This window comes from Paraburkholderia atlantica (assembly GCF_009362785.1).
In the GTDB taxonomy this organism is placed as follows: domain Bacteria; phylum Pseudomonadota; class Gammaproteobacteria; order Burkholderiales; family Burkholderiaceae; genus Paraburkholderia; species Paraburkholderia atlantica.
This window is the reverse complement of record NZ_WHNQ01000016.1, coordinates 64176-87188: the sequence shown is the minus strand read 5'-3', so window position 1 is coordinate 87188 and position 23013 is coordinate 64176. Positions and strand designations below refer to the sequence as shown.

The following is a 23013-nucleotide window of genomic DNA, read 5'->3' as shown; positions in this document are numbered from 1 at the left end:
ACATCCGCCCTTGTGTCACTTCGCGGGGGAGGACCGGGCCACTTCGCGGTCCATCATCATCTGCATCATCATTTCCATCATGTCCATGCGTTTGCTCATGGCGTCCGGGCCCATGGTGCCCTTGCCGCCGTGCATCTGGCCCATCATGGACATGCCCTCCTGCATAGTCTTCATGTGTTCGGTCATCAGGGCTTGGCGCTCCTCTGGAGTCTTGGCAGCCATCATCTTGTCGTGCATCTCCTGCATCGACTTCAGCATGGCGTCCGTTTGAGCCGTGGACGGCGCACTGGCCGCCTTGGAGCTCTTCGAAGCTGCCTTCGGGCCAGCTTTCGTCGGTGGCGTCGACGGCGCAGAGGCGGAAGCGCCTGCAGGGTGGTGTGCTGCGTGGTCCTGGTCGGCTGGAGCGGTCTGGGCGAGCGCACTGGCGCTGAGAAGGGCGGCAGTGGCGATTGCAAGAAGGGTACGCATGGTCTTTCTGAATTGAAATGAGTAATGGAGTCGAGCCAGTCAACGCGTCAGCCGCAGCAGCCACAGCACCCGCCGCGGCGAGTGGCTGGCCCACTTGTCGGCGCTGCGTCAGCCGCAACCTGCACGGGGGTGTAGCCCGCTTCGGTGATGACGTTCAGCAGTTCATCGGCCGCGACCCCGGCCGGCTCGATTCGAACAAGGTGTTGTGACAGGTCCACGTCCACCTTCGCGCCGGAATCAACCGAGCGAACGGCCTTCGTGATTGTGCTGGCCCAGTGGCCGCAGGTCATGTCTTCGACTCGATAGGTGAGCATTGCGAGTTCCTTTCGCTATGGATGGATGCCTCAACTCTGAACCCTCCCCCCATTGGAAGGTCAACGCATTTGCATGCCGGCTATTGATGCAAATCAACTGCAACGCCAGCTTCATTGGGACCTCCAAGCTATGCAAGGTTCAGCATGACTCTGCGAGGCCGCCAAGGGATTGATTCATATCAAGGTGCGCGCAGACAAGGCGACTAAATTGTTGTCATGGCAGTTGAGGATTGAAGGGAGACTGCGATGAGCACGCTCGGAAGCGCTTCTCGGAATCCGGATTTAACACACCCGGCCTTACGCACTGGCATTGCGCTCGCGGTCACGGTGGCATTGTTCTACGCCCTGTGCACTCTCGTCTGGCTTGCTGCACCCGGACCCTTCGTAGGGTTCATGAACAGCCTGTTCCATGGCATGAACTTCTCGCCGCTCCTGCGGCCAGCATCATTCTCATGGGGCGGCTTCATAGAGGCGCTGCTGGTCATGTCAGTCTGGGCGTTCTTCGCGGGCGCTTTCTTTGGGTGGGTGCGCCAACGCCTTGGCGCTTGAGGGAGCCGCTATCAGTGGAGGTGGCCGCGATTGAACGCGGTCGGGGGGGGCACGGATGGCGTCCTTGGTCCGTAGGCGCTATTTACGCGCGCGATTCGAGATTTGGTTCGTAGCGGCCTTGACCGGCACCACCGAGGCTAAGCCCGCCGTTATGCGCACGACTCAGCAGCCGAGAGGGTGCAATAACTGCGGTGAGACGAGCGTGTTTCCACCCGCCGGAATTCGCCTAAGGCCGAACGGAGTGCTGGAGATTGGTTTTTGCCGGTTCTACTCACGCCGTGAACGTCCGCAATCCAGAGAATTGAGCGCCGTCGGCGAACGACGGCTTGTGGCCGCACACGGACAAAGCCTCGCGATACGGACACGTATTGGCAACTACGAATGCGACTGGCTAGCTCAAGCCCCGAGGACAACATTCCTCCCCCGCACCCCCTCCTTTCTCGGGAGATATATTATTCAACCCCGGACAGACAAAACCAACAACACATAAGCATAAATCGGGCTGAGAGACCCACGTGGCCCCGGAAAACGAGGCGAGTTCCACGAATTGCTCCATCGTCCAAGGATAGACGCCAGCGATGCCGCGCTGTCGGCCTTTCGATTGAAAGAGCCGCATAGCGGTAAATCCCGCGCTATCCAGCGCGAAATCGATCTCCGTGAGGTCCGTCGCTTCAGGGATGCGAAAGCGACCGGTTTTTGGATTCCAGAAGGCAGAAGCGGAAACCATCCCGCGTAGCCTTGGTTAAACGCGTGGTATGCGAGTCGGCCACCGCTGTGCGGGATGCCGACACGGACAAGCAAGCCTCCGTCTACATTGGCGTTGCGCTGGCGAACCGGCATGCCGGGTTCAGCTGCTTCAAGGTACATAAGCTACTCCAGATGGATGCGCGGAGCAGCCCCTTGCGAGGGCGTGCCCCGCAAGGGTGAATGAGATGAGACCGCTACGCGGCCATCGAGAAGAGATCGAGCTGTTGCACTTCCTTTACCGCATTGCTGATCAGGTACTGATCCATTTTCGCCGGCGTGAGGTTCAGACGCTCGGCGAGGCGCGCGAAATACTGCCCGCGCACTTCCATCTCCTGATATCGCTGGGACTTCCCGGTAGGCAGTGTCAGGATCGTTTCGTTGAGCCAGAAACGCGCCGATTCGATCCCTGCATGGGCCTGCACGCGCGCATACCAGTCGTAGTCAAACGAACAGGTTACGAACTCACAGGCTCTTTCGGCATCGACGTCGAGGTGGTCGCTTTGTTCGAAATACACGACGCGTTCGCCAGCAGTCGTTTGCGCATAGGTGGACACGCGACCCGGATGTCGGTACCGATTCCACTGCTCGGCGCCAAAATCCCGAAGACCTTCGGCCGGCGCCTCCGCGTCGAACTGTCCGACGCGGAACCATCCGTGATTCGTGATGGGTACGTTCGGAAACGTGTCGACTTTCGGGATGCGGTATCGGCGCCCCAGTCTGTGGACTTCGTACCAGGCTGATACCGCTGGAAACGCATGCGGTGCGTAGTGGTGCATGGACAGCATGAAGTCGATCGCGACCAGTTGTGAGGGCGTGATCATCTCGAACTGCACGTCGCAGAGATCACGATTTTCTGGTGTGTCAGGAATGAGACCAGCCGCGAGATCGGCGTCGTGCTGCTCGGCGCGCTCAATTTCGAGCGCGTCGAGCGTGAGCAGGTAGCGCAACAGGTTCATGCGCTCCCAATACGACAGCACATCGGGCTGCACACGCACATATCCGGCAGAGCTCAGCGACCGACCCACCAGCTCGCGACGCTTCAGATCCCACTGCGTCGCGAGGAGGTAATTGCGAAAATCATTGAGGCCCGCCATGTACGCATGCTCCGGCTCACGGATCATCGATTCGAGCGACTTGTCCCGATCGCCAACGACACAGCAGAACACGCATCCGAATCGCGAACCGCAGGCCGAACGCTGCCCACTTTCGCCGAGGACGACCCCGCACATGCCGTCGTTGCCGGCGCGGTACAGGTCTGACAGACGTTCGATCGACCGCACTGAAAAGGCGCAGGGAAACGGACGCTTCGCTTCGTCGGCGAACAGCGTCAGCATCAGCATCAGCCAGACATCATCCACCGACCAGTCCCGCAGGGGTGAGATAGCGAGCGCGTTATTCGCGTCACGCGTAGGCGCAATCGCGCTTTCCGCCCGCACCAGCATCGCAACGCCGCGCGAAGCGCTTTCGGCGATGCGATTGCCGAGAACTGTAACGATCTCGCGATCGCCACGGGCCGTCGCATCGCGCTCGAGCGCCGCGCGCAACCGCCCCTGAGGGATGAGCTTCCAGTCAGTCGCGCATGCCCTGATGCGTTTGCCGGCATGCACGCCGTTTTCGACGGTGCGCACCAGTGTGCCGCGGCCGATGGTGGAAACGACAAACTGCATCGCCAGCGACGGCGTGGCAATGTGTGTCGTCACGCCGAGCCCAAGTGCGGCCGCGTGATCGTCGACCTCCTCCAGCATGGTCTCGATATGCCGCGCAAGACTGCTGTTTTCGATCGTTGTATTGGCCGAAGAGATGTAGTGCGCGGGTTGCACGTGGCCTTCTCCCGCGACGCGGCGCACGGCTTCTAGCATGAGAATCGTCGCGCACGTCGAATCCTTGCCGCTGGCCGTGCCGCACAACGGATGGCCGGCACGGATCAGGCCCATGAGGACGCCGATTGCCGCCTCCATCTTTTGAAGAATCTCGTCAAACATGATTGCTCCGGGTTAATGGAGCCCGCCCCCTACGGGAGCGGCTCCCACAGGGGTCAATGAGTTGAAAGGTCAGTGAGGCAGTGCAGACATCTCGTCGATCATCTGACGGTAGGTGATGAGGCCTTCCTGATGCTTCTGCATGAGCGCTGCGCGGCGTACGCCCCGTGCCCATCGGTCGGTCGCTCCGACGCGATCGAGTGCTCCGGGATCGGTCACCCAGTAGCCCATGCGGAGCATTTCTTCGATCGCCTCGTTGAGGGAGTCGAAGCAGAGATGACCGATGAACCCGTCCAGGTCGAACTGCTGAATGCGCCAGGCCTTTGAGCCTGATGCATCCGGAAGCACGAATGCCCAGGACTCGCGATCTTCCATACGGCACTCGATTCCGGCCGGATGACCGTCATACGAGAACATGAGACGTTGGTAGGCGATCTGCAGCGGGCGGGCGATGTCACGCAAGTGACGCCCGAAATCCGCAGGAACCCGGGTGGATGCTGTGCAGACCCGCTCCCAGGAAGCAGAACGGTAACGATTGGCGCTGCGTTGAGTGCTTTTCATGAAGGCTCCAGTAGGACGGGAGCCTTCCCCTGTGGGAGAAGCTCCCAAGGGGAAAAAGAAGCCCGCGAGGCGGGCCGGTCGATGCGCCAGTCGCGCAGAAGATTCACAAAGGGTAAGTCCAGTGCGCGGGCGTGGCCACGGGGAAAGATGCGGAAATAGTGGTCTCTTTCGACCGAAGACGAGCCGCTAATCCGGCGCCGACTGCGCGAGCACCAAAAAAAATGCCGTCGGGCGACCCCGGGAAGGGGACGCTCGACGGGCGGTTTCATGGTAGTACCGGTTAGCTGGTCCGGTATCCGAACCTCTCCAGATCGGGAAGACCGCCAATGGAATGGATGAACGCTTCAGCATCCACACCATTTTTCGTAGCCATGCCCCGGAATTCGTTAATCCTTTTCATTGCGTGCCTGATCGCCTCTTCCCTGTCCTTCAGTTCCAGTGCCAGGATGTGGCCATTCCCACGTGCCAGCTGAACCTAGTGAAGCGCGGCTTCATGTTCACGTAACCGGTTCAGCGCCCATTTCACCTGGTCCCGGACATGATGAGGAACCGCGTTGTTCATGTCCGACGAGTGAGGACCGCATGGATTGCGCAACAGCTCGGCAAACTTCTGCAGCATGGCTTCCTGCATCGGCACCGTGAACCTGCCATTCATCTGCACGGCGGCAACCCAGTCCTCGCCGTCCAGAAGATGATATAAATTCGCGTCGCCGTCCGCTCTAACCCGGATGGTCGGAACAGGCTGCGCACTGACCGGGGTCGACTGGCGATTCGCGATCCATTCGATCAGCGAAAGCTGATCGCGTTTCCAGTCAATCTCATCGTGAGGGTACTCGAAGCGCTCGCAAAGCAGCCGGTGGAAGTTTTTGAACTCATGGTCCGGCGATCGACAATCTCCGCTTTCCAGCACTCTGCGGCTCTCCAGCAGAGCGGTAGCCCCAAAGCGAGTGTCGATCTCATGCCCTTCCTTCCGGATATGCTTCATCCATTCGGCGGCCGACGGCAGTTGAGATACGAGTTCGACGATGCGACCGTCGATGCCTGCGTGCGCATCGACAGAGGTATCGTTGAGAATCGCCGCCTGCAGATCGAACAGGAAGACCAGCGCGTCGACACCGTGGGCCTCAGCGACCGCTCCTAACGTTTCCACTGCGTTCAGCAGCTCGCGCATGAAGCGTGCGAACAGGCCTGCACGATGCATCGCCACGATTGCCGCGGTCGCAACGTCTGCGGCTTTGCCGGGATCATCGGCAGGAATTTCGGCCTCTGTGATCGCCTGTGAATGGACGAGACTGCGCATTACCAAAAGCGCGGAAAGCCCCGTCGTTCACGGCGGGGATGGAAAGCGCGGACGCCGCAGGCGTCCTTGACAACGTCAGCATGCTGATATCCTGTGCATATGCAACGACTTCAAGCCTTCAAATTCGAACTGATGCCGACCGGTGAACAGGTGCGCAAGATGTGCCAGTTCGCGGGCGCGTGCCGGTTCGTCTTCAACAGGGCGCTGGCGTTGCAGGTTGAGCGCTACAAAGGCGGCGAGAAGAAGCTCGGATACTCCGGGCTGTGCAAACAGCTCACCGAATGGCGCAACAGCACAGATACGCCGTGGCTGGCCGACCTGCATTCGCAAGTCGGCCAGCAGGCGCTCAAGGATCTGGAGCGCGCCTATACCAACTTCTTCGATGGTCGCGCCAGTTTTCCGCGCTTCAGGCGCAAGGGAGAACGCGATAGCTTCCGGTTTCCGCAGCGTGTCGAGGTCGATTGTGCGAACGGCTGCGTCAGGCTTCCGAAACTCGGCTGGCTGCGCTATCGCAATAGCCGTGCGGTGCCTGGCGAGGTCCGCAGCGCAACCGTGTCGCTGCACGCCGGCAAGTGGTACGTCTCTATCCTCACGACGCGTGAAGTCGAGGCGTCTGTGCCTCACGGTCCGGCCGTCGGGATTGATGTCGGCATCACGCGCTTCGCCACGCTGAGCGACAGCACGTTCATCGCACCGCTCAACAGTTTCAGAAAGCACGAACAGCGTCTCGCAAAGTACCAGCGCCGCATGGGGCGCAAGGTCAAGGGTTCGGCCAACTGGAAGAAAGCGAAGGCCCGTATCCAGCGCATCCACGCGCGTATCGCCAATGTCCGTTCGGACTTCCTGCACAAGGCCTCGGCCACGATCAGCAAAAACCACGCGATGATCGCCGTCGAAGACCTGAAAGTGCGCAACATGTCGAAGTCCGCATCGGGAACGCTCGAAGCACCGGGACGCAACGTGCGTGCAAAGTCGGGACTCAACAAGGCGATTCTCGATCAGGGTTGGGGAGAGTTTCGTCGGCAACTGGAGTACAAGACGGCGTGGTGCGGCGGATTCTTTGTTGTGGTACACCCGCGCAACACGAGCAGAACCTGCCCGTGCTGCGGCCACGTCTCGGCTGAGAACCGCACGTCTCAGGCGAAGTTTCTGTGCGCCGCGTGCGGATACGAAAATCATGCCGACGTGGTCGGTGCAATCAACATTCTTTCCCGCGGATCGGCTGCATTGCGGGACGAAGGGCAGGACACGGGCGACGCTTCGCCCGGGTGCGCATGCACAGCCCGGATCGCCTGTGGAGAGCCGGTGCAGTCGGGCCGCTCTGTGAAGCAGGAACCCGCCGAAGTGACTATGCATACAGTTTCTCATGCGTAGCGCCGTAGGAATCCTCCCCCTTCCCGCGAAAGCGGCGACCGAAGGTCGAGGGGGAGGAGGATGTCAAATCATCTAGAAAATCACTGCATGAGAAGGTCAATTTCGGCTCCTTGAGGGGATGCCGGGCAGAGCTCCCCAACCGGGAGGTCTGCCCGGTCGGGGTAAAGAAAATTTGATTGCGGCAGTCAGGCGCGACGAAGTTGCCGGTCGAATGGCGACAGACTATTGGCTGGTACGCGCGTCGGATGTCTGTGAAGCGCAGCAAACGACTGCTGTTCCCAGAGCAGGCATACAAGTGCAAGCATTGCCCCGATCACAGTTGCGGCTGCGATCTGCTTCTTCATGGTCACCTCCATGTTTGCGCACGAAGCCCCGACGCTCTTTCGAGGCCGGGGCTTCGCGCGATCAGGAACAGGTTTGCGGATGCGCGGCCGGGAAGACCAGGACGCGACCATCCTTGCAGAGAACAAAGTCGCCCGGCTCGCCTCGCGGCTTGCGGACAACGATCGTCGGTGCTGGCCTGGCCGGCTCAACGTGTGCCACAGGTTGAGCCGTGCACGCGCACAGCGACGAACTGCTCGCTGCGATGAGCAGCAACAACAGGTTTTGCATGGGATTCCTCGTTGTAAAAAAGACGAGGGAACGCCCCTATGGGGACGTTCCCCACAGGGTGAAGAAATGAAAGGAAATGACAGCTCTCAGGCAGCGAGCGCCTCGACGTCAATGACTGCATCCGCTTCCGCAACCAGATCAGGTGTCTGCGAGATGAAAAACTCCCGCTCGTACCCGCCTTGTCGCAGCACTTCCCGCTTCATCCGCATGAACTGCAGCTTGCGCTGCGGATCGAGCGGACCATCGGACTCGTCGCTGAACAGGGTCTGGTAGGGCTGGCCAGCATTGCTTGCCAGATACAGGGCGATGCCGCGCGTCAGGCACTCGTTGATCCAGACCTTCTGGCCGCCGGACATCACCGTGACTGCCTTGGTGCTGTCGTGATCGGCGTCATGCACGAGGATTTCAAACCCCTCGCGCAGTTCACCGCTCGCCAGCGCCCGCTGCGTCTGGATCTCGACCGTGAAGCGCATGCCGTAGCATGCGAGCAACAGGTCGTTCACCATCTTCGTGAGGGCGGGGCCCGCATCGTCGATCGTCAATGCAATCACGCCTTCGTTGCCGAGGCCTCTCGCGAGCAGCTTCCACTGGGCAATCTCATCGGAGATGCGGTTCGCACGCGACTGTGTCGCGTCGAATCCCGCAAGCTCCTTTGCGATCGCCTGTCGCTCGACCTCACGCGTCGTCTGCGAGCGGATCAGTGATTCGATCCGGGCATCGGCCGCGGTGATGGCTTCACGGCACTGCGTTAGCTGCCGGTCGATATCGGCGATGGCACCGGTCACGTCGTCGACGCCGAGGCGTGCGACTTCCGCGTCCAGTTCCTTCGCTTCCTCCGACAGACGGGCCTGCTGCGCCTCGCGGCGTGCACGCAGCGTGGCTTCCTCGGTCTCGAGCGCGGCCAGTTCTTCACTGGCTTTGCCTAGACCCCCGGTTGCGGCATCGAGCAGCGGCTTGCGTGCGGCGAGATCGACAGCTTTCTGAAGGTCACGGCGCGCGGCCGCGATCGCATCATTGACCGCCTTCAGCTCCGCCCGCCTGCCCTCAAGATGCTGCACCTGAGGCGTCAGCAGCGCGACCTCATCGCGTTTGGCACGAAACGTCGCACGCAGATTCGTGAGCGAAATGCGGTGCTCCTGAACCTGTACGTCCGCCTGACGGGCCTGCGCAAGCAAGGGACAGGTGTTGTGCATCTCATGACCGGCACAGGGCACGGTACTGATCACACTCGCCTGCTGTTCCAGCGACTTCAGAAGCGTCATCTTCGACGTGCCTTCCGACTCCAGACCGTTCAGACGGGAAGTTGCCACGGTCAGCGCAAGCTGCTTCTCCTCGAGGGCAGAAATCTCCCTCTGGATCGGCTCGACACGCGCCTCCTCGCTCGCGATACGTGCCTGGGCGGTATCACGTGCCGCGGCGGCACCCAGAATCGCGTCACGTTGCGAAATCACTGCGTTGTGTTCCGCGATGGACGTGCGCAACGAAGCGCGCCGCTGGTTCAGGCGCCGTTCGTCGGCGCTCGCGTCTGTCACAAGGACCTGCATGGCCGACGAAATCTGGCTTCGCCGCGTACCGAGTTCCCGCAGGCGGGCCTGCGCACCGGCATTGGCAGTCTGCCTTGCAGCAAGAACGGCGCGCTGGTCGGTCAGGGTTGCTACCTTTGCATTCAGCGTCTCCCGGCTCTCGCGAGTTGCGGTGACGGACTGTGCATCGGAAGCGATGGCCTGATCGATCTGGGCGACGCGATCGCGCTTCGATCCAAGCGCAACGAGTTGCTGTTGCGTAGTGTCAAGCGCGCGACCGAGCACCTTGGCGACATCGGCGGCTTTCGCCGACAGCGTGCGCAGGTCATCGATATGCAGCAGTTCCGCGAGCAGTGCCTTGATCTCGGTCGCGCCATAGGAGGCGAGCGGACGCCGGTTCTGCGCAGAAAAGACGCTGGTAAAGAACGACTCCAGCGAGCCACACACCGACTCGACACACAGGTCATAGGTCTCCGCCTTGCCGTCAGAGACAGTACCGTCACCTGTCTGCATGGGCTGCCAGTTTCCGTCCGCGTTGCGCCAGGCCAGGTAGTACTCAGCCTTGCCCGTCTTGCCGGGCTTGCGGAATGCGAATGACGAGCGGTACCGCACACCGCCATGCTCCCATTCGAACTCCTTGAGCGCGTGCGCGCCGTAGACGTGGTCCCAGTAAGAGAACGCATCCACCGACACCTTCGCGGCGCGCGACGGCATGATCCGGTACGGATGCAGATTGTCCATAATCGTGGACTTTCCCGCACCGTTCGGGCCGGTCAACGCGATGAGGCCTGCCGGAAGCGATTCGAGATCGAGCGTGACGGTGTCGCGCTTCATGCCGTCACGAACACCAATAAAGCCCGTCAGCGTCAGTTTCAGTGGGCGCATGTCTGAACCTCCTGAAGCGGCGCATCGTACAGATAGTCCGATGGCAACCACGGCGCATCATCGTCGTTGGACAACATCCTTCCCACGATCGGATCAGGCACGTGGGCAGGCGGTTGAGCAGCGTTCGCAGCGGCCTGAGCGGCCACTCGAGCGACCTCTTCCGCCGCCTTCTTTTCCAGCGACCCGTCGATGACTTCGCCAACGGTCCTGCAGACGGCGGCATAGGCCGCGCTGGTACGCCGGATCAGCGCGTCCCAGTTGTCGACACCGGTGAGCGCGAGCAGCTCGCGTGAGCCCCACTGGTTTGCATAGCCCGTGTTGAACGACCACAGCAGGTTCTGCAGCTGCACGTCGGGCACAACAGCCAGATCCGCCGTTGCCGCATTGACGGCGGCAGTCAGGATCAGGAAGCGGTCCGACTGGGCGATCACCGCGCCGCGATGTTCACCAAAGGGAAGATGAAAGATGCTCGCGCGATAGCCCGCGTGGTCGGTGAGGACCTTCTGGATCTCGCGTGGCGAGCGGTTTGCAGTGAAATGCCGGACCCATTGGGAGCCGGCGGGATAAAGACCAAACATGATGACACTCCACAGCAGATGGGCGGAGTGCATCCCTGAGGGGATGAATCCCCGCCAGGGTTAATAGACAAAGATGGATGCAGCAGACTGCGATCGATGCGTCAGGGACGCGGGTGAACCTTGTTCCGGAAGCCCGCGGTCCTCTGGTAGAGAGCGGGCTTCCGGAACACGGCTGTGTTCCGCGTGAGAGTGCCGTACCGGCCACTCTCACCATGGCGGCTAGGCCGCAAACAGATCGTCGTTGAGCCAGTCGAGCGACGCGGGTGTAGCGGTCGCCTTCATATCAGTCCCGACCGGAGCGGCGGTGACTTCGTCCGTCGTCTCCAGCGATGCGGCGGGATGCGTGAGCACCTTGGCGAGCGCCGTCACTTCAGGCGGCGATGCAGGCTGCGATTCGGGCTGCAATCCAGGCCCGGAAGCAAGACTGGCGAGCACACCGGCCGCGACCGCTTCCACGTCGCCGGAGGCGAGCAGTTGCAACCGGTCCTGAAGCGGGCTGGCGTCAACGCTGGCCAGTTCGCACCAGCGTGCGAGCTTCCCCTCGACGGTCGTCTCCAGACTGATACCCTGGGCACGGCTGCGAACCACCGGCAGTACGCGCGACTCGACCTTCAGACCCGCAGCGCCAGAAAACAGCGCCTTGATCGCTTCCCGATCGACTACCTGACGATGCTCCTCGTCGACCTGCCAGCGCACACGCACGAACTTGTCGGCCGCGTCCGCAGCGAGCTCCCGAAGCTTTGCCATGTCCGGCGGCCCGTCGAAGTCCATGCAGATCATCTGTCGTGAAGGCGTTGCGACGAGCGTTGCTGACGCACTGCCCGGTTCAACGTCCCACGATAGATAGCCCTTCTCGCCCTCTTCTCCATAATGGAAGCGGCCAATTGAGCCCGGATACGCGACCAGCCTGCCGTCACGTTCCCACTGCTGCTCCTTGTGAATATGGCCCAGCATGAAGCCATCGCATTCGGCTTCGAACAACGCCGTGAGCGAGAACTCGTGATCGAATCCCGCCATCGTTACGCCGTGCTCTGTCGTGCAGCCGTTGACCGTACCGTGCGAGACACCGACCGTGCGAATCCCCGCTGCGCGAAGCTGCCTGTTCACCCGGCCCGCCGCCGCCAGATATGCGGCGAGCACATCGCCCAGTCCCGTACCGGCCTCGAGCGCGCCAACGCTCGCAGCCAGTTGGCCCTTGTTGACCGTGGGCAGGCAGGTGAACACTACTTCGGGCATGACGCCGCTGAACTGACGCAGTTCGTCTTCCGAGAAGACTGGTCCCTTCGATGCCCAGAAACGCCCATCGACGAGCGCGACCTGAGACACGCGATCCGCAACATGGATCTGATGAACGCCGCCCATGAGGGCGAAGTTATCTAGCGTGCCAGGTGGCTCATGCGAGAACGTGCCCTGCAACAAGAGCACAGGCATCGCGTTGGCAAGCCGGTGAATCTGGGTCGCGAGCGCGTGCAACGACGGCGCATGCGCATCGAGCCGGTGATCGGTCGAGTCGCCGGAAATCACGCCAACCTGAGCGCCGCTGTGGATCGCGTTGGCAACAGCAAAACTGAAGCAACGATCGGACTCGGCCAGATTGTCGGGCGCGTAATGCAGATCAGAAAAATGTGCGAATTTCACTTTCGCCTCCAGAAATGAAAACGGCCGCCCCAGGGCAGCCATTGTTGGAATACGCGCCCGGGAGGACGCAGGAACAGGAAGGGAAAAAGCCAGCCCCGAAGGGCTGATGGAAAGTGTTGACCGGTCAGTCGAAGAATTTCGTCTGCCTGGTCGCCGCGATCTCGCGATCGAGTGCTGCGGGATCAGTCAGTGCCGTCTCCAGACGCTCGTTCATGCTGTCGACATCCTGTGGCCGCTCGACCCATCCGCGTCCATAGGTGGTGTGCGCAAAGAGCCGGAAATCATCCTTCCGGTTTTGCGCGCTTAACCCGAGACGCTTCAGCAGGTCCGACATACGGTCCAGCTTGTCGGCGAGCGTTTCGACAACACCGTCCGCGCTGACGTCGATTTGCGATGAAGGCGGGTTCGATGCATGACCCGGTTCGGCACCGCCTGCAGCCTGTACCGGCTGTTGCTGCCCGGATGCCTGTTGGTCTGCCATCGGGTCGCTGTCGTCGACAGAGCTCTCACCGTGCGTTCCCTCATCCGCAAGGGCGACTGGAAAGCCACCGCCAAGGGGAACAACGTTGCCACCGGCCTCGAGCAGTGCGACAGCCTGGCCAGCCGCTTCGATTGCCGGCACGGCATCATCGGCGCCGTCAAGCAGCGCCCCGATGTCGATGTCGGCGTCGAGCACCGTGAGCAGCTGCTTTGCCCGAACTGCTTCGCCGTTTTCGTTGATGCGCGTGATGTCGAACTCGCGCTTCGTGATCCAGAATCGCGTCCCGGTCAGTTTGCCTCTGGCAAGCTGCACGGTCTGCATGGCCGAATACGCCTTCTGAAGCACGTAGATCGAATTCGTCGGCAGCTCGATGAGGCCCAGCCCCTTGATGTCCGGCACAGCGAAGATGAAACTCGCGGACAGGTTGCAATGTCGCGCCTGATACTGCGGACACTGTTCGGGGTCACAGATGCCATCAGGAATCGCTTCATCCTGTCGCCGGATCACGGTGCGGCCGCCGAAGTGGCGAACCGCGCGTTGCGCCCGCTGATCCCGCTCCATCTTCGCGTATGTCATGCAATAGCGGATGCCATCGCGTTCATACTGCGAGAAGAACTTGCGACCATTGGCGCCGTACACGGCCATCTGGTTGGGCAGGTTCTGCATCCAGTCGTTGAACGCGAACAGCACTGGAAAGCGATAGAGCTTGAGTCCATCGCCACGATCCTCGCCATACAGCCTGAGGATTTCGTCGGCGACGTCCGGATTGGTGAAGTCCGAGCGGCGACACGTGAAATACGGTGTGTTTTTCGGCGCGAGTGCGTTTTTCAGGTTGCACTGCGATTCGAGCACCTTGCCGATCGTGTCGAACGAATCCCCGGCCGCGACCATGCCGTTGTAGATCTCGACGGCACACGCATTCGCTCGGGCTCTGGACGTGAGCACCTTGATGCCGGGCCGGATGTGTCCGATCACTGGCGGGCGCAAGGCCCGTTCTTCAACGACACTGCGCACAGGGCCGTTGAGCATGCTGGGAACTGCATTCATGAGGGTTTTCTCGCAAGGAAAAAGATCGCTGTGGTGCGCAACTCGCTGGCCGACTGCTCCAGTTCGTGCGCCGCCGCCTCGCCGCGGCGTTCAGCAACATGTGAAAGAAAAACGCGGCGCTCGGGATCGCTGAACGTCGCGAACCGTGCTACCTCGCACCGCTTGCGCCATGCTGGCGATGCGGTATCTGCAGATGCGCGTTCCTGGGCGATCGTGTCGCTGATCGCCTGGGCAATGCGCTGGTCGAGACGGTCTGGAAGCATGGAAGACCTCCGTACGGGACAGGAACTGAAGGACGAAAAAAAAGCGCGTTCCTCGGTCAGAGGAGCGCGCTTCGGGATTCGGATGAAATGACCCGAGCGCCACAACCCTTCTGGGGTCGTGGCGCTCAGGGAGCCGGGAGGCTCACAGTCGGGAACGTTAGGTCGTTCCCGCGCAGCATGGTCACGCTGCGCAACAGCCCATTTTCGGAAAATTCATTCCGCCGCAGGATCACGGATCAGTCGACTACGACCGTTCTACCCAGACGGGCTCTGGAGAGAGAACACCCGAATGATCCGGGTCCGAACGATGTCGCGGCGCAAATGAATGCGGCCGGCGACGAGTTTTATGACTGAATGAATGGGGAGCGCGGGCTGGGCGCTCATCAGCAGAAGATTCCACACCAGTTGCCGGCTGGTCGGAGCATGCGCAGGGCACGACTTGGACAGAAGATGGACTCCGGGCTAGCCGGGGTCAGGTCGATGCATCAGGGACGCGAGAAGTAGAGTCAGTATTGCCCAAAACGCTGCCGCAAATCCCCCGAAAGATCACGAAAACGGCATAGCTTTTGCCTGAATTCGTCAGAGGACTCGCGTTGAAAATGGACGGTGAGAGAGACCACACCTGAATATAACCATGGCCGCAGTCCTTGATTTCCCTCCCGAGCCCGAACGGCAGCCGCAGGGCACCGCCGGACGCCCCGCGCTCAGTGTCCCTTCAGCATCCGGTAGCGGGCTGAAGCCCATCGAACGCCTCACGAGCGACGGCCGGATTGAGCGGATCAATCCGGAGACCGATGCGAAAACGGTGCTTCGGTACAGCTCGCAGTTCGCCCGCAACTACATCCGGTCAGACTACAACTTCTGCGCGTCGAAGATTGCTGTCGCGCGCGGGGGCAAGGTCAAGGCGCTGGAGAAGGCGTTGCGCGACACCGCGAACTGGCTCGGCAAGACCGATGAATGGCTGGCCCGCCACGAAGCGCGTCGACTCGAAATGCCGCACGAACTGATCGAACTGACGATCACCCGTCCACTCGCGGGTCTGCTGGTGCGATGCCTGACGCAGTATGACCGGATCTTCGTGCGATCCACCGAGCGCATGATCGAGCGAAAGATCACGGACCAGGATCGCGCGAACATTCTCGCGAACGCGGAGCGCCGGCTCAAACACATCGTTCAGGTGTGCATGCCCGACAACGACCAGTACGACTTCGACGGCCAGCGCCACGAAAGCTGACTGCTTCGACCTCTCACGCCTACTTCAGATCGCGGCCCACTTGACTTCGTGGCCGCATGGGTACGCTCGACTTGTCACCCTGTGAGGAACATATGGATCTACGGCAAATTCAGGCACTGCACGCCCAGTATTCGGGGCAACCCGTCGTCATCGACATAACCCGCCACACTGCCGCGATGCCGGCGCTACCGGCACCCGAAGGCGGCAAATCGCTATGCTCCCAAGGTGCCGCACTGACTGCGGCACTGCGCACGGCAAGACGCCCTGCCCTGATCGCAGTGGCTATTGCCGCGCTTGCTGGTCTGGGGGGGATGAGTGCAGCGCGAGTGTGGCACGCGACGCGCGAGAATATTCATCCGGCACCGATCGCCGCGGCGCCCGCATCAGCGCACCTTCCCACCCACGCGCAATCCGTGGACGATGGCACGATGCCGATCAATGCGGCGCCCGCGAAGCCATTGACCGAGAGTGACTTCGAAGTGCAGAAGGCGACCGGACCGTCCGGCCTCGCGAGCGTCGACGCACGCTCGCTCGCGATGCCGGCCGCGACCGCCAGAACCGATCTTCGAGCGGCCACCCAATCCACCAATCCGGAACAGCGCGCCGCGGCCTCTCCGATCCACGCGCAACGCCCCGGTGCCGCTGCACAGACAGCCCAGCAGGCAATCACACAGCAGGTTCAGGCACCAGCGCAATCGAAGAACACTGCGCCGACAGGCACCACTGCGGCCCCGACCACGACGGCGGCCGCTGTCCCCGCGGAACAGCCGCATGGACCGGTCAGGCCAGCCTTGGGAGCCTTGCATCACCTCACCCGTCATCAGCCGACGGCGAACGACGAGCCCGCTGCGCCGTCGACCACAACGCCCGCGCCGTCGAAAGCGCCCGCCGCGAAATCCGGCGACGTTCAACTGTTCTAGGAGCCCCCGATGAAAACACAAGGTCCCAACGTCACCCTGCTTTGCGCAGGCCTGTCGGTTCACGGCAGCGTGATTCTCGATCACGGTCTGAGCCTTTTCGGCATCGTCGATGGTGACGTGGTCTCCAATACCGGCCTGTTGCATGTTGGTCAGGGCGGCATGGTCAAGGGGCAGGTACAGGGTGAGCACGTCCGGATCGACGGCACGGTTGAGGGGGACGTGCACGCACGCGGCATCCTCGAAATCAACGGCCGCGTGATAGGCAACGTCTACTACTACGGGACGATCCGTCTCGGCCCGCGTGCGTCTCTCGAAGGGCAGGTCAAGCGCAAGAGAGATCTGACGATAGAGAACGCGGCAAGCAACGTTCAGCAGTTGGCGCGCGCCGCATCAAATGCCTGAGGCGAGCGCGTATATCTATTTTCAACCAGGAGAATCAAGGATGCACAGTCTCAGCAAGGTCTTCGGCCCTTTCCTCATTGCCGGCGCATTCATGGCCAGTGCACAAGCCGAAACAGCACCCGTTCGTGAACAGCTGGACGCAGCGCTCTACAAGGACGGCGTTCCGATCGTGACTGGCTCGTCGATCATTGGCGACGATGGCAAAGCGCCGTTCATTATTTCGAACGGAGAGAACATCGGCTATGGTCATTGCACGAAGGCGGGCAACACGATCACTCTCCGAAGCGAGAGCACGTTTGTCGGGCGCGGCCTGTTTATCGCACCGGCCATGGTCGACGGGAACAAGGCAACGGTTTCCGTGACCGTTCATGACACGGAATTTATGGGCAAGTCGGAAGACGGTCCAGCCGACTGTCGTTCCCAGGTCGTGAACAAGAAGGGCCTGGTAGTCGAAAAACGCAACGTGGTGGTCGCAGATGGCCAGACTATCGACGTGCCGCTCGGCGACGCACATTATCGCCTCGCGCTAAAGCTACACCACGCGGACCTGTAATAACCGGGCCACGATAGAACAAAGGGCGCTCCCGTCAGGGAAGCGCCCTATTTTTTGCATGTGCGCCGGACCACGTCCGCGTCCACGTCATAGCGGTGCAGGAGCCCTATGGAAAAGCGCACGATAGCCCGGCAGGTTGGTGAGAGACCGCTCCCGATCAACCGCCAGGCCGCGTGCCTCAAACCAGGTCGCGAGCCAGTCGATGGCTCTTTCGAGTGCGTGCTCGTTCGCCTCAGAGGCGAAGCGAAGTGCGTGGTGACCCAGCAACGCGGCATACTGCGCCGAATTGGCCAGAAAGAAAAACGGCGACGCGACACGGGCACGCTGCCACGCCAACGCGAACAGCTCCGCGATCTCGCTGGCCTCCAGTAACGGGACCTGATCCTCCCCGATGTCCGTCACCATCGCCAGATTCACCGGCGACACGAACTGCCGGTCGGGTCGCGCGCCAACCTCTGCGAACACCGGCCTGTTCTCCGCGTGCCAGGATTCCAGCGCGTCCGTTCCGACCCAGACTCGTGAGCGCAGGTTCTCGTTCAGCCATGTACGGCATTGCGGCTGGCTCACGAGCGAAAAGCCTGCGACGGCGAGCGGCGCCCAGTCATCGCGTCCGACGGCGAGGTAGGAGAAGTTGCCGTCGCTGTACGAATAGCAGAGGGCATCGAGACTTGCCCTGTCGAACTCAAAGGCCGATGCCCGGTGTCGATGCGGCGCAACCGCTGGCACGACGACGACGACCTGCGAGGCGGCGTCAACAGGCATGAGGGATGAGACAGGCACATAGCCAAGCCTGCGGAGCAGTCGATCGAGCATGGAAACTCCAGATATTGATCAGCGTGCTTCCGATTCGATGACGAATCGCGACACGGGATTTTTCTTGATCGTGGCGATGACAAGACTGTCACGCGCCCGCGTCATCGCGACGTAGAACAGGCGCCGCTCCTCCGATTCGGTGCTTTTCTCGTCCGGTACGACACCCTCTTCGGCGCGCGTGATCCAGACGTGGTCCCACTCCAGCCCTTTCGAACTGTGCATCGTGGTTAGCACGAGCGCGCCGTCTGCGGGCTTGTTGTTGTCCCGTTTGAGATATTCGATCCGCTCGGCGAACGTGCTGTTCAGTCGCGACAGCACGTCGTATGTGCCCTGGATTGCGCGAATCGCCGGATCGGCCTTCGCATAGGTCATCATCAGTTCCAGCACGCCATCGAGCGCAAGCGAATAGAACTGGCGCTCACACATCAGTTGCCATTCGCCCAGGCGCTTCATGAACGCGCGGTACGCGGTGGCCGTCTCTTCGGGCAGACCTAGCGCGACCAGATCCTTTTTCTGTCGTTGTACAAGCGCCGAGCCCATGTCGCGGTGCAGTGAGCCCAGGTGCGCAGAATTCATCCCCATGTAGCCCAGGACCGCATCAAGCCCGTTCTGCTTGCGGCCTTCGACGATTTCGAGCAGATTGCACATGAGCGCGCCCTGCGGCCGGTTCAGTACCGAGCTGCCGGAGGCGCGGAAATAGGGAACGCCGTGCGACCGGCAAACCGCCTCGATCGGATCAAGGATACGGTTCGTGCGTGCAAGAATGGCGCACGACTTGCCGGACGCGAGCAGCGGTTGCAGGAATTCGACCGCGGCAACGGCGTCTGCATATTCGTCGTCGGACCGCTTCGTCGCGACCGAGCCGCCGGCGCCGCGTTCGGCCCGCAGCACCTTTGGAATGCGATCGGCATTATTGCGGATCACCCGGTCGGCGGCCGAGAGGATTTCGCTGCGGCACCGGTAGTTGCTGCCCAGCACCACCCGTTGCGCATTGAACGACGCGGCGAAGCTCTCCATCCCGCGAAAGCCGAGCGCGGCACGGAAGCCATAGATGCTCTGGTCATCGTCACCCACGACCGTCACCTGTGCCCCCGATTTCGCATGAAGCTCGACCCACCGGTACTGCAACGGATCAGTGTCCTGAAACTCGTCAACGAGCAGATCCGTGAAGCGGTACGGTTTGATATCGCCCGCCTCCATGCCTGCAACCGCGAGGCGCAGCATGTCCTGGAAGTCGATCTTGCCGTTGCGCTCTAGCGCTGCCTGATAGGCCTCATAGAGTTGCGCATCGGCGGTGCCGGCCTCGACACGACCAAAATTGGTCTTGATCCGCTCGATCACGGGCACGACTTCTTCAGGCTTCCATTCGAGGCCGAGTTCGGCGATGACGCGGGTAATCAGGCCCATGCGATCGCCATCGGATGCGATGTCCCGCCGTTTTCCGCCGGGCTGGCCCAACTGCCGGAACGCCAGCGAGTGGAAGGTGCCGGCGATGAGCCGATTCTTTGCCTGGACGCCCGAGAGCGCCAGGATGCGATCGCGCAGTTCCACCGCAGCGTCCTTGCTGAACGTGACGGCACCGACGATCGCGCCAGGCTGCGACAGGAGGAGCGCCGCCTTGGCGGCAATCGTCTTGGTCTTGCCCGCGCCCGGACATGCGATCGCGACGCAGTGCCGGCGGTGCTCGGCAACCTCGCGCTGCTGGGGATTCAGGCCGTCAAGCATGATTGCGTCGCGCCTAGCGGCCGCGCACCGTCGTCATCAGGCGCAGGTGGGTCATGTACCCACGCACGCCAATCGGATGGAACTTGCGCAGAAAACGCGCCGATTCCTCGTCGACGTCCGACTGGTCGCGAATGCCGTTCCAGACGAGAAAATCGAAGTTGTCCATCACCTTGTCGAACTTCATCAGCAGCGACAACAGACGCATCGAGAAACGCGAATACGCCTCGACCTCGATGGCGAGCGACGGCTTGGTCACGGTCGGGGCGAACACGATATCGCCCTGGTCGCGCAGTTTCCGCTCGGACTTCTCGCGGAAGTCCTTCGCCACGCCAAGCTGTTCATCGACATACGCCTCGAGCTCGGCAACCTGCTTCTCGAGCCACGAAGTGACCGTGTCCTGATCCTCAGCGCCGAACGTCGAGCGGCCGAAGCGCTGCATGTTGATGCTCATGCGGTTCAGGTACGGCCACCACTGTTCGAACAGCGGCTTCAGGCGGGTGTGATTCAGCCGCACTGTCGCGGCCACTACTGCCGCGCCGGAAAGCTGGCGCGCCATCAGCTCACGGCCGATTTCCCGACGGCGTCGCACGATCGCTGCGCGCTCGGCCGGAGACAGCTCGCGGAACAGCTTGCGCGTACGGGCAACCTGCTCACGCTTTTCCTCGGCTTCGGACTCGCTGATCATCCCTTCCTTCTGAAGGGTGTTTGCCGCGTCTTCCATCTGTTGCAGCTCGAGTTCAATCTCGCCGCCGTCCGCGCCATCCGTCGTCGCACTCTGATTCGCCGCCGAATCACTTGCGGCATCAGCACCGGTAGCCGGGTTTTCCGCTGCTACAGGAATGTCGGTCGCCGACGGCTGGCTCAGGGCTTCAGGATTCGTCTCTTCGGAGATGGTGCTCATGTAGGGGTGTCCTTTGGAAAGGTGCACGCGCACGCGCGCGGCATGTCCCTATTGTTGCGAGCCTCATCCCGCCCGGGCCGTCAAAACATGCGTGATTTGAAGCATCTTTCCGACCAGTTGATGATCGTACCCGGGCAGAGTGCCACTCACCGTTCATGCTCGCAGCCGCGAGCCCAGTCAATCCCGCTGGTCTCGGGAACCGGCTGCGAGCGCCTGAAGCGCCAGCGATTTCAACGTCAATCCACCGTCGGGTAAACTATGGCGTGTTTTGACCTGGGGAATTTGAGGACGGGGAAAGAGCGAGATGATGAAAAGAACAGTCGTTAGTTTGTGCCTGCTTTTCAGTGCCGGCGCCGCCCATGCTGAGAACTGGGTTCAGCAGATCGACAGGCCTCATCGCGTCTACATTGATTTCGATTCAATACGTCATGAGGACGGGCTCACAAGCTTCCTGGAGAAGGAAACCTTTCCTAACCGGGTCAACACCCGGCTCCCGCCTACATATCAGCAACAGGTCTTCTTCAGTCAGGCGGTGTCTCAACAGATCGTGAATTGCGAGCGTCTGACAGTCATTCGCACGGAAACGACGTTGCTCGATGAATCGGGCGAGGTGGTAGCCAGACAGCGGTTTGACGGGGCTAGCTGGGGTCGGGTCAAGGAACCGTGGCTGTATGGGGCACTGAAAAATCTCTGCCCCTCCAGATGAAACGGACAATCAGGGTGCCGTCAGCCGGCTGACGGCCTTAACCCGGAATGATGCGGTCTTCCATATAGCTTTCGGGCTAGCCGATCACTGGTAGGACGACGCCGCGTGCCACAACAGCGCACCGAGGACCGCGGCGATAGCGATCCAGCACGGCGCGAGCACCGGAATCGGGGCGACGAGGACCGCAAAGGCAACACCGAACACCAGCAGGATGCCGTGTCCGGCCAGGTGAAACGACAGCGGACTGGCGAAGCCCGCCGCTGATGCCTTGATCTTGCGACGCATCGCACCGTCGAAGAACGCCGCAAGACAGAAGACCAGCGTGCCGAAAATCCAGAGCTTCATGACGGTCGCCCGATACACGACCCGGTACAGCTCGCGCCAGAAGTTGTGGACCCAGGTGTGGGCGAACTCGGACACTCCCCCATCGCCCATATCACCGCCTCCCGTCGCGTCGATGGTTGCGCGGACCAGACCCGTTTGCACGAACCACGCCTTGAACCGTTGGTTGGTCTTCTCGACCACTTCGTCGGCCCTGTCCACACCGAGAATTGCTGCGACCGACTCCGCTTCCTCGGCCGGCACCGAGAAAAGCGACGGCTCAGGAATGGCCGGCATGATGAACACGGCAAGCAACGGCACGAAGAAGAACCACCACTTGACGTGGGAGACGAACCGGCTACTGGCCATGGATGTGCATCCCCCACCCGATCAGGAATGAGCCGATCCGCACCAGAAGATAGACCGGAAAGCCAACGAGCCCCGCGAGGCCAAGATAGAAATGCACAGGCCGCCGCGCCACAAAGAGCGCCAGTGCGAACGCGGTCGCGTTCGGACCGCGCGAGAACTCGGCCGGTCGCCCGCCTTCGATCTCGTCGATCGCGCTGGCCGTCGACATCGCACGGCGCACGACGCCCGGTTCAACCCTCGATAGCTTCGCTATCAGAAAAGGCGTGAGCGACATCGTAGTCCTCGAAATAGAGTCGGAAGTTTTCGCCCGTCAGCGCGCGCGCGGCCAGCTGGAAGGCGGCCGAGCGCTGCGTGACCGATTCGGGGCAGCGCTCGTCGAACATGCCTGTTTCAAGCTTGCCGTAGCGTGCCTCGAACGTGGTCACCGGCTCGAACATCGGCGGCCAGACGTGATAGCGCTCGCCGTCAATCGCCACGTAACGGCGCGCGTACAGCAGGTGAGCGCGGGAGAATAGCCCCTGCATGAATGCGATGTGCGGGTTGCCCGTCTTGCGGGTACGCTTGTAGGCGGCGATCCCGCAGTCCAGCATCTCCTTGACGAGCGGCTCACTCTCGCCCATGAACTTTTCCCCGATGAAATCGGCCACGCGGGCGCAGGCGAGTTCAAGCTCCGGCGCCACCGTGAAGACGGGAATCAGGCGGGAGGACAGCTTGTGTTCGCGGATGATTTTTTTGAATACGGCAGACATG

At 61.5% G+C, this 23013-nt stretch carries 25 protein-coding genes; 7 read left to right on the top strand and 18 right to left on the bottom strand.

All coding sequences use genetic code 11. The features are described 5' to 3' along the window. Positions 1 to 15: 15 nt before the first annotated feature. On the bottom strand, positions 16 to 468 hold the full coding sequence (locus tag GCT19_RS22450; RefSeq protein WP_018432960.1) for a hypothetical protein: 453 nt from the start codon (positions 466 to 468) through the stop codon (positions 16 to 18). Positions 469 to 515: 47 nt separating this feature from the next. Then, positions 516 to 782, bottom strand: a complete 267-nt coding sequence (locus tag GCT19_RS22445; RefSeq protein WP_152853165.1) for a heavy-metal-associated domain-containing protein — start codon at positions 780 to 782, stop codon at positions 516 to 518. A gap of 246 nt (positions 783 to 1028) precedes the next feature. Between GCT19_RS22445 and GCT19_RS22440 the strand changes: the two genes are divergently transcribed. Further along, positions 1029 to 1331 carry a DUF5676 family membrane protein gene (locus GCT19_RS22440; protein ID WP_018432958.1) on the top strand — a complete coding sequence of 101 codons (303 nt, stop codon included), beginning with the start codon at positions 1029 to 1031 and terminating at the stop codon, positions 1329 to 1331. A 941-nt stretch (positions 1332 to 2272) separates the two neighbouring features. Here the strand turns inward: GCT19_RS22440 and GCT19_RS22430 are convergent. From GCT19_RS22430 to GCT19_RS22420, 3 genes are all read right to left on the bottom strand, one after another. Beyond that, the gene (locus GCT19_RS22430) at positions 2273 to 4060 is read right to left on the bottom strand and encodes an adenine nucleotide alpha hydrolase family protein (RefSeq protein WP_152853164.1); all 1788 of its coding nucleotides are present in this window, start codon (positions 4058 to 4060) and stop codon (positions 2273 to 2275) included. A gap of 69 nt (positions 4061 to 4129) precedes the next feature. Then, complete coding sequence (locus GCT19_RS22425) at positions 4130 to 4618, bottom strand: hypothetical protein (RefSeq protein ID WP_152853163.1); 489 nt, start codon at positions 4616 to 4618, stop codon at positions 4130 to 4132. Between the two features lie 475 nt (positions 4619 to 5093). After that, positions 5094 to 5918 carry a hypothetical protein gene (locus GCT19_RS22420; protein ID WP_018432955.1) on the bottom strand — a complete coding sequence of 275 codons (825 nt, stop codon included), beginning with the start codon at positions 5916 to 5918 and terminating at the stop codon, positions 5094 to 5096. Positions 5919 to 6017: 99 nt separating this feature from the next. On the opposite strand from GCT19_RS22420, the gene GCT19_RS22415 reads away from it, so the two are divergent. Next, positions 6018 to 7292, top strand: a complete 1275-nt coding sequence (locus tag GCT19_RS22415; RefSeq protein WP_152853162.1) for an RNA-guided endonuclease InsQ/TnpB family protein — start codon at positions 6018 to 6020, stop codon at positions 7290 to 7292. Between the two features lie 185 nt (positions 7293 to 7477). On the opposite strand, the gene GCT19_RS42855 is transcribed toward GCT19_RS22415, so the two are convergent. From GCT19_RS42855 to GCT19_RS22385, 7 genes are all read right to left on the bottom strand, one after another. Further along, the gene (locus GCT19_RS42855) at positions 7478 to 7636 is read right to left on the bottom strand and encodes a hypothetical protein (protein ID WP_157646285.1); all 159 of its coding nucleotides are present in this window, start codon (positions 7634 to 7636) and stop codon (positions 7478 to 7480) included. 61 nt (positions 7637 to 7697) lie between these two features. After that, the gene (locus GCT19_RS22410) at positions 7698 to 7904 is read right to left on the bottom strand and encodes a hypothetical protein (RefSeq protein ID WP_084598303.1); all 207 of its coding nucleotides are present in this window, start codon (positions 7902 to 7904) and stop codon (positions 7698 to 7700) included. Between the two features lie 86 nt (positions 7905 to 7990). Further along, entirely contained in the window at positions 7991 to 10312 is a 2322-nt protein-coding gene (locus GCT19_RS22405) for an SMC family ATPase (RefSeq protein ID WP_152853161.1), read from the bottom strand. Beyond that, positions 10300 to 10890: a hypothetical protein gene (locus tag GCT19_RS22400; protein ID WP_018432952.1), complete on the bottom strand. Its 591-nt coding sequence runs from the start codon at positions 10888 to 10890 to the stop codon at positions 10300 to 10302. The genes GCT19_RS22405 and GCT19_RS22400 overlap by 13 nt, the downstream gene beginning before the upstream one ends. A 219-nt stretch (positions 10891 to 11109) precedes the next feature. Further along, positions 11110 to 12528: a metallophosphoesterase family protein gene (locus GCT19_RS22395; RefSeq protein ID WP_018432951.1), complete on the bottom strand. Its 1419-nt coding sequence runs from the start codon at positions 12526 to 12528 to the stop codon at positions 11110 to 11112. Positions 12529 to 12652: 124 nt separating this feature from the next. Then, positions 12653 to 14056, bottom strand: coding sequence for a recombination directionality factor (locus GCT19_RS22390; protein ID WP_026228188.1), 1404 nt, complete (start codon positions 14054 to 14056; stop codon positions 12653 to 12655). Further along, positions 14053 to 14319 (bottom strand): DUF7696 family protein, encoded by a 267-nt coding sequence (locus GCT19_RS22385; RefSeq protein WP_018432949.1) that lies wholly within the window; start codon positions 14317 to 14319, stop codon positions 14053 to 14055. Before GCT19_RS22385 ends, GCT19_RS22390 begins: the two co-directional genes overlap by 4 nt. Before the next feature lie 634 nt (positions 14320 to 14953). Here GCT19_RS22385 and GCT19_RS22380 point away from each other — a divergent pair. The 4 genes from GCT19_RS22380 to GCT19_RS22365 are packed head-to-tail and all read left to right on the top strand — an operon-like array spanning position 14954 to position 17428. After that, positions 14954 to 15553 carry a hypothetical protein gene (locus tag GCT19_RS22380; protein ID WP_018432948.1) on the top strand — a complete coding sequence of 200 codons (600 nt, stop codon included), beginning with the start codon at positions 14954 to 14956 and terminating at the stop codon, positions 15551 to 15553. A gap of 56 nt (positions 15554 to 15609) precedes the next feature. Continuing rightward, positions 15610 to 16473, top strand: a complete 864-nt coding sequence (locus tag GCT19_RS22375; protein ID WP_227717621.1) for a hypothetical protein — start codon at positions 15610 to 15612, stop codon at positions 16471 to 16473. A gap of 9 nt (positions 16474 to 16482) precedes the next feature. Next, complete coding sequence (locus GCT19_RS22370; protein ID WP_018432946.1) at positions 16483 to 16875, top strand: bactofilin family protein; 393 nt, start codon at positions 16483 to 16485, stop codon at positions 16873 to 16875. A 40-nt stretch (positions 16876 to 16915) separates the two neighbouring features. Next, positions 16916 to 17428, top strand: a complete 513-nt coding sequence (locus GCT19_RS22365) for a hypothetical protein (protein WP_018432945.1) — start codon at positions 16916 to 16918, stop codon at positions 17426 to 17428. A gap of 87 nt (positions 17429 to 17515) precedes the next feature. Here GCT19_RS22365 and GCT19_RS22360 read toward each other — a convergent pair whose 3' ends face one another. From GCT19_RS22360 to GCT19_RS22350, 3 genes are read right to left on the bottom strand one after another with little or no spacing between them, the layout of a single operon-like run. Continuing rightward, complete coding sequence (locus GCT19_RS22360; protein WP_018432944.1) at positions 17516 to 18241, bottom strand: hypothetical protein; 726 nt, start codon at positions 18239 to 18241, stop codon at positions 17516 to 17518. A gap of 18 nt (positions 18242 to 18259) precedes the next feature. After that, the gene (locus GCT19_RS22355) at positions 18260 to 19966 is read right to left on the bottom strand and encodes an ATP-dependent helicase (protein WP_018432943.1); all 1707 of its coding nucleotides are present in this window, start codon (positions 19964 to 19966) and stop codon (positions 18260 to 18262) included. A 13-nt stretch (positions 19967 to 19979) separates the two neighbouring features. Then, on the bottom strand, positions 19980 to 20867 hold the full coding sequence (locus GCT19_RS22350; protein ID WP_152853159.1) for an ATPase: 888 nt from the start codon (positions 20865 to 20867) through the stop codon (positions 19980 to 19982). 304 nt (positions 20868 to 21171) lie between these two features. On the opposite strand from GCT19_RS22350, the gene GCT19_RS22345 reads away from it, so the two are divergent. Further along, a complete protein-coding gene (locus GCT19_RS22345) occupies positions 21172 to 21573 on the top strand; it encodes a hypothetical protein (protein WP_018432941.1) in 402 nt (133 codons plus the stop codon). An 84-nt stretch (positions 21574 to 21657) separates the two neighbouring features. On the opposite strand, the gene GCT19_RS22340 is transcribed toward GCT19_RS22345, so the two are convergent. The 3 genes from GCT19_RS22340 to GCT19_RS22330 are packed head-to-tail and all read right to left on the bottom strand — an operon-like array spanning position 21658 to position 23012. Then, complete coding sequence (locus tag GCT19_RS22340; RefSeq protein WP_018432940.1) at positions 21658 to 22263, bottom strand: DUF4400 domain-containing protein; 606 nt, start codon at positions 22261 to 22263, stop codon at positions 21658 to 21660. Next, complete coding sequence (locus GCT19_RS22335) at positions 22253 to 22537, bottom strand: hypothetical protein (RefSeq protein WP_026228187.1); 285 nt, start codon at positions 22535 to 22537, stop codon at positions 22253 to 22255. The genes GCT19_RS22340 and GCT19_RS22335 overlap by 11 nt, the downstream gene beginning before the upstream one ends. Further along, entirely contained in the window at positions 22494 to 23012 is a 519-nt protein-coding gene (locus tag GCT19_RS22330; RefSeq protein ID WP_018432938.1) for a hypothetical protein, read from the bottom strand. The genes GCT19_RS22335 and GCT19_RS22330 overlap by 44 nt, the downstream gene beginning before the upstream one ends. Between the last annotated feature and the right edge of the window lies 1 nt (position 23013).

What these genes read in the sequence shown, in the direction of transcription:
- GCT19_RS22450 (WP_018432960.1), bottom strand. Translation starts at nt 468, where the DNA reads ATGCGTACCCTTCTTGCAATCGCCACTGCCGCCCTTCTCAGCGCCAGT.
- GCT19_RS22445 (WP_152853165.1), bottom strand. Translation starts at nt 782, where the DNA reads ATGCTCACCTATCGAGTCGAAGACATGACCTGCGGCCACTGGGCCAGC.
- GCT19_RS22440 (WP_018432958.1), top strand. Translation starts at nt 1,029, where the DNA reads ATGAGCACGCTCGGAAGCGCTTCTCGGAATCCGGATTTAACACACCCG.
- GCT19_RS22430 (WP_152853164.1), bottom strand. Translation starts at nt 4,060, where the DNA reads ATGTTTGACGAGATTCTTCAAAAGATGGAGGCGGCAATCGGCGTCCTC.
- GCT19_RS22425 (WP_152853163.1), bottom strand. Translation starts at nt 4,618, where the DNA reads ATGAAAAGCACTCAACGCAGCGCCAATCGTTACCGTTCTGCTTCCTGG.
- GCT19_RS22420 (WP_018432955.1), bottom strand. Translation starts at nt 5,918, where the DNA reads ATGCGCAGTCTCGTCCATTCACAGGCGATCACAGAGGCCGAAATTCCT.
- GCT19_RS22415 (WP_152853162.1), top strand. Translation starts at nt 6,018, where the DNA reads ATGCAACGACTTCAAGCCTTCAAATTCGAACTGATGCCGACCGGTGAA.
- GCT19_RS42855 (WP_157646285.1), bottom strand. Translation starts at nt 7,636, where the DNA reads ATGAAGAAGCAGATCGCAGCCGCAACTGTGATCGGGGCAATGCTTGCA.
- GCT19_RS22410 (WP_084598303.1), bottom strand. Translation starts at nt 7,904, where the DNA reads ATGCAAAACCTGTTGTTGCTGCTCATCGCAGCGAGCAGTTCGTCGCTG.
- GCT19_RS22405 (WP_152853161.1), bottom strand. Translation starts at nt 10,312, where the DNA reads ATGCGCCCACTGAAACTGACGCTGACGGGCTTTATTGGTGTTCGTGAC.
- GCT19_RS22400 (WP_018432952.1), bottom strand. Translation starts at nt 10,890, where the DNA reads ATGTTTGGTCTTTATCCCGCCGGCTCCCAATGGGTCCGGCATTTCACT.
- GCT19_RS22390 (WP_026228188.1), bottom strand. Translation starts at nt 14,056, where the DNA reads ATGAATGCAGTTCCCAGCATGCTCAACGGCCCTGTGCGCAGTGTCGTT.
- GCT19_RS22385 (WP_018432949.1), bottom strand. Translation starts at nt 14,319, where the DNA reads ATGCTTCCAGACCGTCTCGACCAGCGCATTGCCCAGGCGATCAGCGAC.
- GCT19_RS22380 (WP_018432948.1), top strand. Translation starts at nt 14,954, where the DNA reads ATGGCCGCAGTCCTTGATTTCCCTCCCGAGCCCGAACGGCAGCCGCAG.
- GCT19_RS22375 (WP_227717621.1), top strand. Translation starts at nt 15,610, where the DNA reads ATGGGTACGCTCGACTTGTCACCCTGTGAGGAACATATGGATCTACGG.
- GCT19_RS22370 (WP_018432946.1), top strand. Translation starts at nt 16,483, where the DNA reads ATGAAAACACAAGGTCCCAACGTCACCCTGCTTTGCGCAGGCCTGTCG.
- GCT19_RS22365 (WP_018432945.1), top strand. Translation starts at nt 16,916, where the DNA reads ATGCACAGTCTCAGCAAGGTCTTCGGCCCTTTCCTCATTGCCGGCGCA.
- GCT19_RS22360 (WP_018432944.1), bottom strand. Translation starts at nt 18,241, where the DNA reads ATGCTCGATCGACTGCTCCGCAGGCTTGGCTATGTGCCTGTCTCATCC.
- GCT19_RS22355 (WP_018432943.1), bottom strand. Translation starts at nt 19,966, where the DNA reads ATGCTTGACGGCCTGAATCCCCAGCAGCGCGAGGTTGCCGAGCACCGC.
- GCT19_RS22350 (WP_152853159.1), bottom strand. Translation starts at nt 20,867, where the DNA reads ATGAGCACCATCTCCGAAGAGACGAATCCTGAAGCCCTGAGCCAGCCG.
- GCT19_RS22345 (WP_018432941.1), top strand. Translation starts at nt 21,172, where the DNA reads ATGATGAAAAGAACAGTCGTTAGTTTGTGCCTGCTTTTCAGTGCCGGC.
- GCT19_RS22340 (WP_018432940.1), bottom strand. Translation starts at nt 22,263, where the DNA reads ATGGCCAGTAGCCGGTTCGTCTCCCACGTCAAGTGGTGGTTCTTCTTC.
- GCT19_RS22335 (WP_026228187.1), bottom strand. Translation starts at nt 22,537, where the DNA reads ATGTCGCTCACGCCTTTTCTGATAGCGAAGCTATCGAGGGTTGAACCG.
- GCT19_RS22330 (WP_018432938.1), bottom strand. Translation starts at nt 23,012, where the DNA reads ATGTCTGCCGTATTCAAAAAAATCATCCGCGAACACAAGCTGTCCTCC.